The organism is Pinirhizobacter sp. (assembly GCF_036499745.1).
Taxonomy (GTDB): Bacteria; Pseudomonadota; Gammaproteobacteria; order Xanthomonadales; family Rhodanobacteraceae; genus Pinirhizobacter.
On record NZ_DASYDG010000026.1, the window covers coordinates 112,888 to 128,998 of the forward strand.

A 16,111-nucleotide genomic window follows, 5' to 3' on the forward strand; every position below is an offset into this window, starting at 1 on the left:
CTAGTGCCCGCCGCCACCGCCTGAGGTGAAGGGCGGCCTGGCGAACCAGATCAGCACGAAAGCCACGCCGAACATCCAGGCGAAGATGTAGAACACGTCATTCACTGCCAGCGTCGCCGCCTGCATGTCAACGATGCGATTGAGCGCGGCGTGGCCAGTGGGCCCGGTGGCGCCCGTCATCTGTACCCGGTCGAGGAATTCCGTGGTGGCGCGCCCACTATCGGTGTGCTCGCTCAGGATCGCGTGGTGATAGGTTGTTCGATGCGAGTACATGGTGGTGCTCACTGCCGTGGCCACGCTGCCTGAAAGCGTACGGAAGAAGTTCGACAGGCCCGATGCGCTTGCCACTTCCGAATCCGGGATGCCGGACAGGATGATCTGGTTCACCGGCACGAAGAACAGTGCAATGCCCGCGCCCATCAGGAAGCGCGGCAACGCGAGGTGGAAATATGATGCATCGGTATTGAGCCGCGACATCCAGAACGAACACGCGGCGAAGACGGCGAAACCCACGCAATTGAGCGCGCGCAGATCGAATTTGTTCTGGAATGCACCCACGAGTGGCGACATGAATATCGCCAGTATGCCGATGGGTGCCACCACGAAGCCTGCCCAGGTGGCGTTGTAGCCCATCACCTCCTGCACCCATTGGGGCATCACCACGGTACCGCCGAAGAAGGCGAACATGCCCACGGACAGGCAGGTAACGCCAACCAGGAAATTCCGATGCGTGAGCAGCTTCAGGTTCACCACCGGGTGATCGCTCATCAGCTCCCACGCCACCAGGAAGGTAAGGCAGATCGCAGAAACGACGGCAAGCATGGTGATCAGCTTGGATGTGAACCAGTCATCGTCGTTGCCGTTGTCCAGCATGAACTGCAGGCAGCCGACACCCACCGCCAGCAAGAACAGGCCGATCACGTCGATCGGCACCTTCACCCGCTTGCTCTCCCTCTTGGACAGAAGCGTGACCGTTACCAGCACCGCGAACACGCCAACGGGAACGTTGATGAAGAATATCCACGACCAGTGATAGTTGTCGGTGATCCAGCCACCCAGGATCGGGCCGAACACCGGCGCTACCACCACCGTCATCGCCCATAGCGCCAGTGCGATCGGCCTTCGCGCCACAGGGTAATTGTTCAATAGCAGTGTCTGTGACAACGGAACCATCGGCCCGGACACCGCGCCCTGAAGAAGGCGGAACACGATCAGCATCGGCATGCTGGTGGAAAAGCCGCACAGCATCGAGAAAATGACGAAAAGCGAGACGGAGAACGTGAAGGTCTTGACCTCCCCGTAGCGCCTGGCGATGAAGCCGGTCAGCGGCTGCATCACCGCACTGGCCATCGAATATGCACTGATCGCCATGGTGCCTTCGGTGGCACTCACACCTACATTGCCGGCAATGGTGCGCACCGACACGTTGACGATGGAGATATCCAGAACCTCCATGAACGTGGCCAGCGCCACGCCGCCGGTAAGCAGCACCAGCGCACCGCCCGTCAGCGGCGGTAGCGCGGGTTTCGAGCCGTCGGCCACGCCTTAGTGCCCGGTGGTTCGGACATCGGGGGTGTCGTCCCGACCCCGCGTCTTCGTGCTTGTTATCGGTTGTGTCGACACGGTGTTGTCACGAATGATTTCCTCCGCCCTTTCGTCGGCCCGGGTCATCTCCTGCGCATACACCTCGGTGGTAGCCAACGGTTTGCTGCGCGGCGATTCGGCCAGCACCTTGCCATCCCGGTCGTGGGTATCGACCTTGATGTAAGTGGACAGTCCGATCCGCAGGGGAAAGCGCTTCAACGAATCCTCGTCGATGGCAATGCGCACGGGGAGGCGTTGCACGACCTTGATCCAGTTGCCCGTGGCGTTCTCGGCCGGAAGCAACGAGAAGGCACTACCGGTGCCTGCGGTCAGGCCTACAACGTGACCGTGGTACTTCACCTTCGAATACATGTCGGTGGTAATTTCCACCGGCTGGCCGATGCGGATGTTCTGCAGCTGCGTTTCCTTGAAATTCGCATCCACCCACAGATCAAGCAGCGGCACCACGGTAATCAGGTCCTGCCCTGGCTGCACGCGCTGGCCCACCTGCACCTGGCGGCGTGCTGCATAGCCATCGATCGGCGAGACGATCGCGTTACGGCTGGAGTTGACCCATGCATTGCGGAACTGCGCACGCGCACGCACCACGGCCGGGAAATTGTGCACGTCGGTGCCGTCCACCTGCGCGTGCGCGGCCCGGGCCTGAGCCTGGGCCTGCTTCAGCGAGGCCATCGCACCCTGCATCTGCCGACGCTCGCTGTCGACTTCTTCCTGGGAGACGGCACGGGTACCCAGCAGCGGATGGCGCCTTTCGTAGTTGTCCTTTGCCACGCGGTATTGCGCTTCAGCCTGGACGATGGCGGCGTCGGCCTGCGCGGCCTGGGCGTTGCCCTGCTGGGCCTGGCGCACGGCCTGGGCCAGTTCCCCTTCGGCATTCATCAGGCTGACCGAAGCATCTACAGGATCCAGCCGAAGCAATACCTGACCGGCATGCACGCGTTCGGTTTCCTCCACGGCCACTTCGGTGACCGTGCCCGCTACGCGCGGGGAGATCGTCACCATGTCGCCCTTGACGTAGGCGTCGTCGGTGGTTTCGCGCTGGCTCAGTACCAGTACGTCATATAGCAACCAGGCAAGTCCTGCCAGCACGAACACCAGCGCGATGATGCCCATGACGATGAAGCGTTTGCGCTTCTGCTTGCGTTCCTCTTCCGGGGATTTTTTCTTTTCGTCGTCCTGCGTTTCCTTCTTGTCCTTGCCCGGGCCATCCTTCCCGTTGTCCTTCCCCTCACCTTTCTCGCCGCCTTCATCCTTGCCCTCATCGCCGTCGTTGCCTTTATCGGCGTCATCGCTATCCTGCGCGGCGCGTGCATCTTCGTCGGGCGGCGCATCGCCATACTTATGCAGGTATTTGTAGCGATACTTGTACAAGGGAAGGTCGCCCTCTTCGTGGCCGGGCTCGTCGTTCTCGGAGGTCATTGCGTCTCATCCTTCGCCGTGGCGGCCGGCAGCGCGGGCAGATGGTCGGTGTGGTAGCCGCCGCCCAGCGCGTTGATCAGGGTCAGGTTGGTGGAGAGCAACTGGGCTGCCAATTGCAGCTGTGAATCCTTTTGTTCGATCACTTGCAACTGCGTGGTGATGTACTGGCGGTCGTCGATAATGCCGCGGTTGCGGCGCTCGCCGGTGCGGCGGTCCTGCGACACGTTGGCCTGCAGGGACAACGCCTGCTGGGTCTGTTCCGCACCCAGTTGCTGCATGGTCAGGATCTGCCGCGAGACATCCTGCGCGGCCTGCACTACGGCGGCGTTGTAGGCGGCCACGGCGGTATCGAGCGCGGCCTGGCTGGATTCCACAGCAGCCTTCAGCCGCCCGCCGGAATAAATCGGCAACTGGATGGATGGCCCGACATTGCCCAGGGCAAGGTCCGTGCGCGTGCCTGAGCCCAGGTCAGGCCACGTGCGCAGGAAGGCGCCAAGCGCCATCAAGCTCACATCCGGGTAATAGGCCTTGCGCGCCGAATCGATGCTGCGAGAGGCAGCCTCGATCTGCCAGCGTGCCGCTACGATGTCCGGACGACGGGCAATCAGTTCAAGCCGCGCATCCGGTGGCAGCGTGGTATCGGCCACCGGCAAGGGGCGGGCATCGAGCTTGCCCAGTTCCTGTGGCGAGACACCGACGATGGCCGCCAGCTGGGCAAGATCCAGCGCAGCGCCCCCTTCGAGCGCCGCCAATTGCTGGCGCTGGCTGGCCAACTGTGCGTCCGCCTGGTCCATTGTCGTCGGATCATCCAGGCCATGGTCGACACGCAATTTCACCAACCCGCGAAAGTCCTCCGCCTGATGTTCTGCCTCGTGCGCCAGCGCCAGCCGCGCGTTGATGGCCTGCCAATTGAAGTAGGTCATCGCCACGTTGAGCTGCAGTGACGACGAGGCCGTCGCACGTTCGGCTTCCGCGGCACGTGCCTGGCCCACCGCCGCGGCCACGGCATCCTTCTGCTTGCCCCACAGGTCGAGATCCCAGGTGAACAAGGCGCCGGCGATGACGTTGTTGCTCCAGCTCCTGCCGGGGTCGAGCTGGAATCCCTGGGTGCTGCCGGTGGCACCCGGCGCCTGGCCGTGCAGTTTTATGTCGCTGAAGCCATGACTGCCATCGAGCAAGCCACGTACCTGTGGGCTCAGGTTGGCCTTCTGCGTATCCACCGCGCGCAGCGCCGTGCGGTAGCGCGCGTCGGCCTGCTCGAGGTTGGGGGAATCCTTGGTGGCAAGGTCGATCAGCCGATCGAGCTGCGGATCGTCGTAGCGCTTCCACCACTCAGGGGAGGGCCATCCAGCGATTCCCGTGGGCGTGCCGGCCAGCGGTACTTCATCGCGGGGCGTATAGGCTGGTGGCCGCACCGGCGGTGCGCAGGCGGCGAGCGCCGGCACCAGGGCAGCAAATAGGCACCGGGCCATACGCGGGCGCCAGGGCCCGCGGCCCAGCCGCGCAAGGGTACTCACCATCTGGAAAATTCCCGGGCCGGTGAAGAACAGTGGGCGACGTGGGGAACTTTCCGTCACCAACGACCGGGGAATTTGCAGTGAGCTGCGTGGTCATCCCGTGAGGATGGACTTACCAGATGAGGTCGTCGGGCACCTTGAACTGGCTGTAGAACGCGTCTTCCGTGCCGTCGCTGGTGCCAGCCTGCGCATGATCGACAACGATCAGCGAAGCATCGCGTTCACGAATTTTTTCCCCGGCGCCACGGGGCAGTACTTCGTAACCGTCGCCATGACGCACGACTACCAGCTCACCGGCAGCCAACTGGGCGCGCATGGGTTCGTCAACCAGGAAACTGGCGATGGCGTTGCCGTCGGTGAAGCGATAGCTGATCTCGCCCTTTCGCGACAGGCGGTGTTCGGCAACGATCTGCTTCACCTGCGCCTGGCGTTCGGCCGCGCGCTGCTTCTCGTTACGGTCTGCGGCAATGGCTCGGTCACGCTCGGCTTTCTCGCGCTGGGCGTCCGTAGTCTGCGTGACCACTGGTGCGGGAGCCGCCTTGCCATGGCGTTGCTTGTTCTGCTCGCGGACGACCTCGGCCACCTTGGCCTTTTTTACCAGGCCGGCCTTGAGCAGTTGTTCCTGCAATGGATTGCGCATGATCTTGCTGAGAATCGGTGAATACGGCCCGACATTCTAACGCCATGGTGACCGACACCATTTTGTATACATGACAGGTAATAGCATGGGGATCCCCTCCCCTCGCATTGGAGCATTCGATGCTTACCCGAAACCTCGGCCGCAACGGCCCTTCCATTTCCGCGATCGGCCTCGGCTGCATGGGCATGAGCGAGTTCTACGGCAGCCTGGACGACGCTGAATCCATCGCCACCATTCACCGCGCGCTGGAACTGGGTATCAACTTCCTCGATACCTCCGACGCCTACGGCCCGCACACCAACGAGGTGCTGGTGGGCAAGACCATCGCTGGCAAGCGCGACAAGGTGTTTCTGGCCACCAAGTTCGGCATCGTGCGCGATCCGGCCGATCCCCAGGCGCGCGGCGTGAACGGCCGCCCGGAATACGTGCGCAAGTCCTGCGACGACAGCCTCAAACGCCTGGGCGTGGACTATATCGATCTGTACTACCAGCACCGGGTAGACCGCGACACGCCGATCGAGGAAACCGTCGGCGCCATGGCCGAGCTGGTGAAGGCCGGCAAGGTGCGTCACCTTGGCCTTTCCGAGGCATCGGCCGCCACCATTGAACGGGCACACAAGGTGCATCCCATCGCCGCGCTGCAGACGGAATATTCCCTGTGGACGCGCGACCCGGAAACCACCGGCACGATCGATGCCTGTCGCAAGCTCGGCATCGCTTTGGTGGCCTATAGCCCGCTGGGACGGGGCTTTCTTACCGGATCGATCAAGAGCCCAGACGATTTCGACGCCGACGACTACCGCCGCAACAACCCACGGTTCCAGGGCGAGAATTTCACCCGCAACCTGAAACTGGTGGAACAGGTGCGCAAGCTCGCCGCCGACAAGGGATGCACGCCCTCGCAACTGGCCCTGGCCTGGGTACTGGCGCAGGGTGACGACATCTTGCCGATCCCCGGCACCAAGCGGCGCAAATACCTGGAAGAAAACGCCCACGCCATCGAAGTGAAGCTGGAGAAATCCGAGCTTGAGCAACTGGACAAGGCCTTCCCGGCCGATGCCGCCGCGGGTGATCGCTACGCCGCTGCCATGATGAAGTCGGTCAACGCCTGAGGCGGCGTTACAATGGCTGTTTTCCACCCGGAAAACACGCCATGGGTTCCGTCGAAGCCTCGCCGCTGGGCCAGCACACCGCCTACGCCGACCACTATGACGCCAGTTTGTTGTTCCCCATTCCGCGCGCCGAAAAGCGCGCGGAACTGGGGTTGACCGGCGACCTGCCGTTCTGCGGCGTGGACGTATGGAACGCCTATGAGCTGTCGTGGCTCGAACCCAACGGCAAACCGCGCGTGGCCGTGGCCGAATTCCGCGTGCCGGCGGCCTCGCCGAACATCATCGAATCAAAATCTTTCAAGCTGTACCTCAACGGCTTCGCCGGCGAGCGCATCGAGGAAACCCTGCTGGCCGAAACACTGCAACGCGACCTTTCGGCAGCCGCCGGCGCCGGGGTGAGCGTGGTGCTGCTGGCGCCCGGCGCGTTGGATGGATCGAAACTTGCCGAGCCGCCGGGGGAGTTGATCGACGGGCTGCAGGTTGCCATCGACCACTACGGGCCACCGCAGGCCGGGTTTCTCGGCACCGGCGATGGCGCCGTCGAAGAGTCGCTGGTATCCCACCTGCTGAAGTCCAACTGCCCGGTCACCGGCCAGCCCGACTGGGGCAGCGTGCAAGTGGACTACGCGGGCGCACCCATCGATCGTGAAGGGCTGCTCCGGTACATCGTGTCCTTCCGCAACCACAATGAATTCCACGAGCAGTGTGTTGAACGGATCTGGATGGACATCGCCCGGGAATGCCGGCCTACGCGGCTTTCCGTCTATGGCCGCTATACCCGTCGCGGCGGCCTGGATATCAATCCCTTCCGCAGCAGTGAGCCGGCGAGCCCCGCCAACCCCCGGGGTGCCCGCCAGTAGTATTCACGCCTTCATCATGGCTTCAGGGCGCTTGCCTTTACCTGTAGGGCATGTAGTCTGCCGCCCTGTGCCTTAAACCCACTCGATTCACGGAACACCACCCATGACGCCTTCCACCCGTAGCTTCATTTTCCCCGCCGCCACGCTGGCCGCTCTGCTTGCCCTGAGCGCCTGTGGCAAGCATGACGATGGCCAGCAGGCCGCCCCGGCCGGCGCCAGCACAGCCCCGGCAGCTCCCGCTCCAGCGGCCACCGCCCCGGCTCCGGCCACCAGCGCGCCCGCCGCCGCCAGCACGACGGCTGCCGCCGCAGCGCCTGCTGCCCCTGCCGCCGCACCCGCACCTGCTGCCGCCAGCTTCAAGGTCGACACGGTGACCCTGGGCTCAGTGGTCGGTAACGACCACAAGGTATCGAAGGCCAAGACCTCCTTCGCCCCGACCGACAAGGCCATCTATGCCTCGGTCGCCACCGACGGCAGCACGCCGGGCAGCAACCTGAGTGCGAAGTGGACCTTCGAAGACGGCTCGGCAGTGAGCGACACCAGCAAGACGGTCGCGACTGACGGCCCGGCCGTCACCACCTTCAAGGTTCAGAACCCGAGCGAGTGGCCGGAAGGCAAGTACAAGCTCGTGGTGGCAGTAGACGGCAAAGCCGCCGCCACGCAGGACTTCGACGTCAAGAAGAAGTAAGTCGCGGTTAGCTACCGTTACGGAAAAGAGGGCGTCCCGATGGGCGCCCTTTTTTATGGGCGCTCGGAAATACGTGCTTTCCAGGGGCGTTGTGTACGGCGTGCAAAGATGCGGTGAGTCGCTACCTCACCGCTCGCATACACCAGCGTCAATACCCAAATGCGCTAATTCCCACGCCAGCCGAGCCAACGGACTGGATAACACCACCCGTGCCAGGCTTGACGCCGGGCTTACCGAATGAGGAGACCCCATCCATGCTTCATTACGCCGTCGTATTCCTGGTTATCGCCTTGATCGCCGCCGTGTTCGGCTTTACCGGCATCGCCGCGGGCGCCGCGAGCATCGCCAAGATCCTGTTCGTGGTCTTCATCATCCTGTTCGTGCTGTCGCTGATCTTCGGAGGCTTCCGCCGCGGTCCCAGAATCTAGCGCCGCTGTCGTTCCGCCATTGCCCCCGTTGATGGGGAAGAAGAGCCCTGCGTTCGACGCGGGGCTTTTCTTTTATGCAGGTTCTCACGAAGGCTGCACCCCGCGTTGACCCCCACAGCGCGATGCTCAGCCTACGTTGATATCGCAGAAAGGAAAAAGCGCCCATGAATTTCCGCCGACAGAGCATCCTGAGCATTGCACTCGTCACCGCCCTGGGCGCCGCCGCGCTGCCGGCACCGGCCCAGCAACCGCAGGCACAGCCTGGTGCGCAGAAGGTGCCTTCGGCAGACGCCGCCTTCGTGCGCGATGCCAGCGCCGCGGGCCTGGGTGAAATCGGCCTGAGCCAGCTGGCTTCGCAGAAGGCCGCCAGCGACGAGGTGAAGAATTTCGCCGGCACCATGATCACCGATCACACCGCCGCCAACCAGAAGCTCGCCAGCATCGCCCAGGGCAAGGGCATTGCGGTGTCCACCGAGCCGATGAAGGCACAAGCCGCCGCCGCGAACAGCCTGAAGCAGTCGCAGGGCACCCAGTTCGATGCCAAGTACATTTCGTTGATGAAGAAGGATCACGCCAAGGCGATTGAGCTGTTCAAGAAGGAAGCCAATACAGGCCAGGATCCGGAACTGAAGGCCTTCGCCGCCGAGACGCTGCCCACCATCGAACACCATGCCGATATGGCAGCGAAGCTGACGCCAGGAATGAAGGGCTAGATTCCTAGCGACGGACCGACGCCGACGATGTCGTTCCAATGGAAGCGTTCGGCGCTGCGGCGCTGGCACCTAAGGCCCGGCTCCGGTTGTCAGTGTAATCAGGCCCAGGTCTTGGCGTCGGCCGTTTTGGCTTCGGCGGCGGCTTGAGCTACCTGCTCCCGTGCGATGTACTGCTCGATCGCACGGCGCTGACGCTGCTTCTTGCGTTGTTGCAGTTGGTATTCCTCGTTCAGCACGCGATATAGCGAGACGATGATCAGCAACATCAGCAAGGCAAAAGGCAGGGCGGCGATGGTGATGATGCCTTGCAGAGCATCCAGTCCGCCCGCCAGCAGTAGCGCAACCGCGATCATTGCCACGGCCGTGCCCCAGATCAGCCGTCGCGAGATGGGTGGGTCGCCGGCTTCCTCGGTGGACATGCTGGCCAGCACCAATACCGCAGAGTCTGCCGAGGTGACGAAGAAAATCATCAACAACAGGACGGCAATGGCAGACAGCAGGCCTGACATCGGAAGGCTGTCGAACAGGGCAAACAGCACGTTTTCATAGCCGCTGGCCAGTACACCGGCCAGATCGGCATGGCCATGGGTCTGTGACCAAAGCGCAGCGCCGCCGAATACCGAAAACCAGACGAAGCCGAGCAGACTGGGCGCCACGACCACGCCGATGACGAATTCGCGCACGGTGCGGCCGCGCGACACGCGTGCAATGAAGGAACCGACGAACGGCGCCCACGCAATCCACCAGGCCCAGTAGAAGATGGTCCACGTCGAAACCCACCGGTTGCCTGAAAATGGTGACATCCGCAGGCTCATTTCGGCCAGGCGATCCAGGTAACTGCCAAGCGTGGTGGTGAAGGTGTCGAAGATATACCCGGTGGGACCCAGTATCAGTACCAACGCCAACATCAGCGCCGCCAGTCCGAGATTGAACGTGGACAGCCACTTCACGCCGCGGCCGACACCGCTGCAAGTGGACAACATGTACAACACGAATGCGACGGCAATGATTGTCAACTGCAAGCCGGTCGTGGCCTGGATACCGAACACACGTTGCATGCCAGCGGCAATCTGGATGGTGCCGAAGCCCAGTGTGGTAGCGACGCCGATGGCAGTGGCCACGACGGCGGCGACGTTGACCGTGGTGCCGATCCAGCCGCGATGATGCTTGCCGATGATCGGTTGCAGAAGATCACTGATCTGACCTCGGCCACCCCGATTGAACTGGAACCAGGCCATGGCCAATCCGATCAAGGCGTAAACCGCCCAGGGATGCAATCCCCAATGGAAGAACGCGTAACGCATCGAGGCGCGCGCGGCGATGATGCTCGAGGGTGTCAAACCCTCTGGGGGATTGACGTAGTGCGAGATGGGTTCGGCCGCGCCCCAGAACACCAGACCGATGCCCATGCCCGCGGCAAACAGCATGGCCAGCCAGCTGGCATTGGAAAATTCCGGCTCGGCATCTTCACCGCCGATGCGCAATCGGGAGAAACGCCCGAATGCCAGCATCAACAGGAATATAAGTGTCGCGAATACGATCAGCAGATACAGCCAGCCGGCACCCGAGGTGACATGGCGTAGAGCACTGCGGCTGAAGGCGTTGAATGCACCCGGTGCGATACCGGCGATGGCGACCAGCAGGGTGACGAAGACGATGGCAATTCGAAATACCAGGACAGCCTCTCTTGGGGGACGAGTGAAGCGGAATCCGGAGTGCCAGCAGCGATGGTCTGGCAAGAGCGGCCAGTGCCGCGAAGCGGTCGCGAACGTGCGGCCGCAGAGTGAAGGATCCGCGAGAACCGGCTGAAAGGAAGCCAGTCAGGGAGGCTCATTTTACCAAGCGAGGGGAAAATGACACTGGAATAAGTTGCAATTATTCTCAAAAAGGGGCGGCCGGGGAGGCGCTTTGCCGCTTGGAAGGCCGACACCATGCGGACCAGATGCATCACCCCGGCGCGGCATCACTGCGGCAATTGACGGGGAAAATGGTGCGCCCGGAGGGATTCGAACCCCCGACCAATGGCTTCGGAAGCCACTACTCTATCCGGCTGAGCTACGGGCGCTTGGCCGGCGATTGTAGCCGATCCCGGGGGCGGCGAGCTATGGCTACGAAATCAGGCGGGTGTCGCCGATTTTTCCAGTGGCTGAATGGCAAGGCGTAGACCCATCGCCTTGAGTATCGCTGAGAGACTACTCAGCGCAGGATTGCCTTCGCGCGACAGCGTACGGTAGATCTGCGTGGGATTGAGTTCGGCCTGTGTTGCCACTGCTTGCGCGCCGCCGAAAGCCAGCGTGAGTTGCCTGAGTACAACAAGCAACTCTCCCTGGTCCCCGTCTTCGAAGATGCTGTTGATTACCTGGATGGCCAGGTCAGGCTTTTTCTTATAAAGCTCGGCCATTGCAACGTCATGCGATTTACTTCTCATCATCTTGCCTTCGTTGCCAGTCATGCCAAAAGCGCAGTGCCTTATCGATATCCGAGGCCTGTGATTGCTTATCGCCTCCGCAGAGCAACAGCACGATGCAGCCGTTCAAGCCAGTCGTCAAACGGTTGGAGGCCATCCTCGGCTCTTACGTAATGCACAATCCCATGGACTTTCATTTTCGTTTTTAGACGAATCCGTGTCAAGAGTACGAAAGCCGCCTTCCTGGCTGCTTCGAATGCAAGCCTGCAACAAAAAAGCCCCGGCGGATGCCGGGGCTTGATGTGTAGCGTGTAGGCCTTTTTTACTTCTTCGCTTTCAACAACTCGCTCAGCCAATCCGCCCGGCTGGTATCGCGTTCCAGGTGCGGATACACCAGGCCGCCGGTGTAGTCGATGCGAATGGTCTTGTAGCTATCGAAATTCTTCACCAGAAGATCGAACGGCTGCTTGGCTTTCACCGCGTCCTTGATGGCGTCGCCGGAGAATTCCTTGCCGTTCACGGCGGTGATCGTCATGCCCGGGGAAATGCCGGCGTTGAAGGCGGGGCTGTCCCACAGCACGTCACCGATTTCACCCTTGGCCGACAGCGACAGACCGACGGAGTAGGTGAGATCCACCGACTTCCGGCGCATTTCGGCAGCCTTCACAGCTTCCGACGGCTTGTCGTTGTAGACGAGCTTCCAGCCCGAACGGGCGATGCCGTCGATCGGACCCTTGTGGCCGTCCAGACGCTCGCGCAGGTACGGCGCCCAGTCGTAGGCCACCACGCCGTTGAGCGTCTTGACCACGTCTTCGAAGGTATACGGAGCCACTTTGTAGCTGCCGTCGTCGATGCCGTAGAAGGCCTTGGCGAAATCGTCCAGCGACTTGTGGTTCTTGGTGAGCTCGCGGATGCGGGTGTCCACGTCCAGCCAGATCATCTGCCCGGCGGAGTAGTAATCCTCGCTCATCTGGTAGTTGCGATACGACAGCGGCCGACGCTGGGCGATGGTCGGATCGTTCGTGGTGTCCTGGACATTGCGCCAGGCCAGGCCCGGGCGGCCGCGGTCGTAGCTGGCGGCGACCATGGCCCACACATCCTTGGACTGCTCCTGGGTCATCAGGCCCGAGCGTGCGGCGATCACCTGTCCATAGAACTGGGTCTGGCCTTCGTACACCCACAACAGGGTGTCGCCCATCGGCACGTTGAAGTTCGGCGTGGCCAGGTCCGCGCCACGGCGGAATTTGCCATCCCACGAATGGTTGAATTCGTGCGACAGCAGGTCGCGGCCCAACCAGTTCTTCTCCCACTCGGTGAAGTATCCGGGCGAGCCTGAATTTTCACTGGAGCGATGGTGCTCAAGGCCGATGCCGCCGAGCTTCTCGGTCAGGGCAAGCAGGTAGTCGTAATGGTTGAAGTGGCGCGCACCGTACAGGCGGTCCATCTGCTTGACGATATTGCGGTGGATCTCCAGCTGCTCGGGCTTGATCTCCAGCGATTTGGGATCATCCGCCACGATGTTCAGGTGCACGGGCGAGCGGCCGTTGGGATCAAGGTCCACGCGCTTGAAGTACTTGCCGGCGAAGATCGGCGAGTCGACGAGGTCGTCGTAGTTGATCGTCTTGAAGTTGACGGTATCGCCGTCCTTGCTTGCCACTTCAAGTGCCGAACCGAACTGCCAGCCGGTGGGCAGCTTGACGCTGGCGTCCACGTTGATGCGGTTGGCGTAGTAGCCGGCCGGGTAAAGGGTGACGCCATTCCACTGCACGTTGACGATTTCGGGTGTCATCTGCACGCGGCCCTGGCGCGTGGACTGCGGCGTGAGCTGCTGGAATTCCAGATCCACGCTGGATGCACCGGCAGGTACGTCGAAGTGGAAGGCGTAGACGTTGTACACGTCGCGCGTCCATTCAACGCGCTGACCGTTGGCCTTGACGACAAGGCCGGCGAACTGGTCGATCGGGCCCGTGGGCGAGTGGTGGCCAGGCAGCCACTGCGGGAACAACAAGGTCATCGGACCAGGCTTCGCGGGGATGGTTTCCTTGACGCGGAAGATCCGGCGATCGAGATCGGTAGCATCGACGACGACCTTGATCGTGCCGTTGAACGCGATGTCCTGCGGCGGGGCGACGTCAGCCTGGCTGGCGGTAGCGGCACCCAGGCCAATCAAGGCAACAAGCAGGGCGGAAGCAAGGGGGGTGGCTTTCACTCGTATCTCCGGACAAGGGGACGGCCCGGCCTTATTCCATGGGCCGGATCGGGGGAAAAAGGACAGGCGGCGCTTCCCGGGCGCCGTCACAACCCCTCGATCCTAGCCGCGGCGCCAAGCCCAGCCCCATGCCAGAGGTCATGCGTCCGGGCGGAATGCCTGCCGTGGCTGGTATTTGGCTGTGATTCGCATAAACTCGCAGCGCACCGCATCGCGGGCACCCCCGGCGAGAACGCCGGGCGGGGGGAATACAACCTAAGGGAAAAATCATGCGCAAGATGCTCATGTGCGTGGCCGTGGCCGCATCGCTGGCAGGCTTCAGTCACGCAAGCAAAGCCTCCGACCAAAACGGCCAGGCCTTCATCAATGGATCAGTAGGGCAGTCCAAGTACCACGGCACTGGTTTTGACGATAACTCCGACACTGGCGCGGCCATCTATGTGGGCTACCGCTGGAGCCCCGAGCAGCGCTTCTGGATCGGCCCGGAGCTTGGCTTCGTCGACCTGGGCAAGTTAAGCCAGAAAGAACGCCTCGCCTACGGCAACGGCTACTACGCCGACTACACCAGCCGCGCCAAGTCTCGCGCTGCGCTGTTGGGCGTGAACATGAAGTGGGCCCTCGGCGAGCAGATGTACTTGGTGGTTCATGGTGGCGTCGATAAGGCTCACACAACGCTTTCCTACTATGAAGAAAATAACTTCGGCTACGGTCCGTTCCAGGAGACCAGCCGCGTGTCGAAGAACAGCTGGTATGCCGGCGCCACGCTCGGCTACAACTTCAATCGCAACTTCGGCCTGGGCGTGTCGTACGACAACTACAACGTGCGTACCGCCAGCACGGGCAGCCAGAACCGCGCCAACGCGTCAATCATCGGCGTCACCGCGGAAGTTCGCTTCTGATTCCGGTACGCAGCGGCACAGGATACGGCCGCTTTTCGCGGCCGTTTTCTTATCCACGGTGCGGATCAGCCTGTGTCTGAAGGGATGCGGCCTCGCGGTTTATCTGGCGGATTTTTCCGCCTGCACTTCGGCCATCGTGCGCAGGCCGGTGCCCCAATGCGTGGCATCTACTTCCGTCACAACGATGGTGACGGCGTGCTCGGGCACACCCAGCACGCGAACCGTGGTTTCGGCCAATGCCTTGATGTATTCGGTTTTCTTCTCGGCGGTTCGGCCACTGAGCATCTGCACGGAGAGGACGGGCATGTGAGGTTCCTTCGAGGCATGGGATCGGCGCACTGTAGCGTGGCGGTGAGCCGATTCAATGCCCTAAACGGCTCATCCAGTGAGCCGATTGCGTGCTAGCATCGGCTCATGAGCGAAGAATCGCCGTCTTCAGACCACTTCTACATCTGGCAACAGACTGATTGGCCTGAATTTTCCTGGTCAGCCGAGGCGCTCGCCGGAGCGCTGCGAGCGTGCCAGCAGGCCCAGGGACGCTTGTTGGGGATGGTGGACGCAGCGGCCCTGGACGACCAGGCGCGAAGCGAACTCGATGCGCTGCTGCAGACCATCGTGACCTCGTCGGCCATTGAAGGCGAGCGGCTGAACGTGGAATCAGTGCGCTCATCGTTGGCCCGACGACTCGGTGTTGCCGGCGAACCCAAGCACCCGGCAACCGCGCGCAGTGAGGGCCTGGCCGAACTGACCCTCGATGCCACACGGAACGTCGACGCCCCGCTTGACCTGCCGCGACTGCTGCACTGGCATGAACTTCTATTCCCCGAACAGGAAAGCATCCTGCCCACCAGCGTGCGTGTCGGCAGCGTGCGAGGGCACGAGCCGATGCAGGTGGTCTCCGGCCGCATCGATCGACCCACCGTGCACTTCGAAGCACCGCCGCGCGATGGCCTGGATGCCGAACTGGATGCATTCCTCACGTGGTTCAACACCAGCCGTGACGACACCAGGATGGATCCCCTGCTGCGCGCGGGCATCGCCCACTTCTGGTTCGTCACGCTTCATCCCTTCGACGATGGCAATGGCCGCCTGACACGCGCGATCACGGATCGCGCCCTGGCCCAGGGCGAGAACCAGGCGATCCGTTTCTACGCCATGTCGTCGAGCATCCTGGACGATCGCAAGGGCTACTACCACATACTGGAAACCAGCCAGAAGGGCGGGCTGGATGTCACTGCTTGGCTCGAGTGGTTCCTGCGCACGCTGCTGGCAAGTTTGCGGCAGGCGCTAGGCCATATCGATCGGGTGCTGGCGAAGGCGCGCTTCTGGCAGGAACACCGGTCGCAGTCGCTGCTTCCTGAGCAGCTGAAAGCGATCAACCGTTTGCTCGATGGTGGCGAACGAGCTTTCGACGATGGCATCACCGCGTCGAAGTACCAGGTGGTGGCCAAGGTTTCCAAGGCCACGGCAACGCGTCATCTTGCCGATCTTGTTGCGAAGGGGTTGCTGGAGCAACTGCCTGGTGGTGGAAGCAAGACGCGCTACAAGGTTGCTTACTAGAGAGCTCGCTTCCGCGTGGTCTCGCCACGCCTACGAATCACTTTTACCCATGCG

15 protein-coding genes and 1 tRNA gene are annotated in these 16,111 nt (G+C 62.2%); 7 read left to right on the top strand and 9 right to left on the bottom strand.

Going from position 1 to position 16,111, the window contains the following annotated elements:
• The 4 genes from VGM61_RS09255 to VGM61_RS09270 form a co-directional block, all read right to left on the bottom strand.
• Entirely contained in the window at window positions 1-1,542 is a 1,542-nt protein-coding gene (locus tag VGM61_RS09255) for a DHA2 family efflux MFS transporter permease subunit (protein WP_331522494.1), read from the bottom strand.
• Between the two features lie 3 nt (window positions 1,543-1,545).
• Window positions 1,546-3,024, bottom strand: coding sequence for an efflux RND transporter periplasmic adaptor subunit (locus VGM61_RS09260; RefSeq protein ID WP_331522495.1), 1,479 nt, complete (start codon window positions 3,022-3,024; stop codon window positions 1,546-1,548).
• Window positions 3,021-4,496, bottom strand: a complete 1,476-nt coding sequence (locus VGM61_RS09265; RefSeq protein ID WP_331522496.1) for a TolC family protein — start codon at window positions 4,494-4,496, stop codon at window positions 3,021-3,023. Before VGM61_RS09265 ends, VGM61_RS09260 begins: the two co-directional genes overlap by 4 nt.
• Window positions 4,497-4,653: 157 nt before the next feature.
• Window positions 4,654-5,181, bottom strand: coding sequence for a DUF2058 domain-containing protein (locus tag VGM61_RS09270; RefSeq protein WP_331522497.1), 528 nt, complete (start codon window positions 5,179-5,181; stop codon window positions 4,654-4,656).
• Between the two features lie 119 nt (window positions 5,182-5,300).
• On the opposite strand from VGM61_RS09270, the gene VGM61_RS09275 reads away from it, so the two are divergent.
• The 5 genes from VGM61_RS09275 to VGM61_RS09295 all read left to right on the top strand — a co-directional run bounded on the left by VGM61_RS09275 (window position 5,301) and on the right by VGM61_RS09295 (window position 8,982).
• Complete coding sequence (locus VGM61_RS09275) at window positions 5,301-6,293, top strand: aldo/keto reductase (RefSeq protein WP_331522499.1); 993 nt, start codon at window positions 5,301-5,303, stop codon at window positions 6,291-6,293.
• 41 nt (window positions 6,294-6,334) lie between these two features.
• A complete protein-coding gene (gene queF, locus VGM61_RS09280) occupies window positions 6,335-7,153 on the top strand; it encodes an NADPH-dependent 7-cyano-7-deazaguanine reductase QueF (protein ID WP_331522500.1) in 819 nt (272 codons plus the stop codon).
• Window positions 7,154-7,256: 103 nt separating this feature from the next.
• Window positions 7,257-7,841, top strand: coding sequence for a hypothetical protein (locus tag VGM61_RS09285; RefSeq protein WP_331522501.1), 585 nt, complete (start codon window positions 7,257-7,259; stop codon window positions 7,839-7,841).
• Window positions 7,842-8,095: 254 nt separating this feature from the next.
• On the top strand, window positions 8,096-8,269 hold the full coding sequence (locus tag VGM61_RS09290; RefSeq protein ID WP_250624532.1) for a DUF1328 domain-containing protein: 174 nt from the start codon (window positions 8,096-8,098) through the stop codon (window positions 8,267-8,269).
• Between the two features lie 164 nt (window positions 8,270-8,433).
• Window positions 8,434-8,982 (top strand): DUF4142 domain-containing protein, encoded by a 549-nt coding sequence (locus VGM61_RS09295; protein ID WP_331522502.1) that lies wholly within the window; start codon window positions 8,434-8,436, stop codon window positions 8,980-8,982.
• Window positions 8,983-9,080: 98 nt separating this feature from the next.
• On the opposite strand, the gene VGM61_RS09300 is transcribed toward VGM61_RS09295, so the two are convergent.
• From VGM61_RS09300 to VGM61_RS09315, 4 genes are all read right to left on the bottom strand, one after another.
• Window positions 9,081-10,658 (bottom strand): BCCT family transporter, encoded by a 1,578-nt coding sequence (locus tag VGM61_RS09300; RefSeq protein ID WP_331522546.1) that lies wholly within the window; start codon window positions 10,656-10,658, stop codon window positions 9,081-9,083.
• A gap of 312 nt (window positions 10,659-10,970) precedes the next feature.
• Window positions 10,971-11,047, bottom strand: a tRNA-Arg gene (locus tag VGM61_RS09305).
• 51 nt (window positions 11,048-11,098) lie between these two features.
• Window positions 11,099-11,434 carry an addiction module antidote protein gene (locus VGM61_RS09310; protein WP_331522503.1) on the bottom strand — a complete coding sequence of 112 codons (336 nt, stop codon included), beginning with the start codon at window positions 11,432-11,434 and terminating at the stop codon, window positions 11,099-11,101.
• Between the two features lie 277 nt (window positions 11,435-11,711).
• Window positions 11,712-13,598, bottom strand: a complete 1,887-nt coding sequence (locus tag VGM61_RS09315) for a M61 family metallopeptidase (RefSeq protein ID WP_414694841.1) — start codon at window positions 13,596-13,598, stop codon at window positions 11,712-11,714.
• Between the two features lie 269 nt (window positions 13,599-13,867).
• On the opposite strand from VGM61_RS09315, the gene VGM61_RS09320 reads away from it, so the two are divergent.
• Window positions 13,868-14,497, top strand: coding sequence for an outer membrane beta-barrel protein (locus VGM61_RS09320; RefSeq protein WP_331522504.1), 630 nt, complete (start codon window positions 13,868-13,870; stop codon window positions 14,495-14,497).
• A gap of 99 nt (window positions 14,498-14,596) precedes the next feature.
• On the opposite strand, the gene VGM61_RS09325 is transcribed toward VGM61_RS09320, so the two are convergent.
• Window positions 14,597-14,836, bottom strand: a complete 240-nt coding sequence (locus VGM61_RS09325) for a tautomerase family protein (RefSeq protein ID WP_331522505.1) — start codon at window positions 14,834-14,836, stop codon at window positions 14,597-14,599.
• Between the two features lie 75 nt (window positions 14,837-14,911).
• Between VGM61_RS09325 and VGM61_RS09330 the strand changes: the two genes are divergently transcribed.
• The gene (locus VGM61_RS09330; RefSeq protein ID WP_331522506.1) at window positions 14,912-16,057 is read left to right on the top strand and encodes a Fic family protein; all 1,146 of its coding nucleotides are present in this window, start codon (window positions 14,912-14,914) and stop codon (window positions 16,055-16,057) included.
• Window positions 16,058-16,111 lie beyond the last annotated feature (54 nt).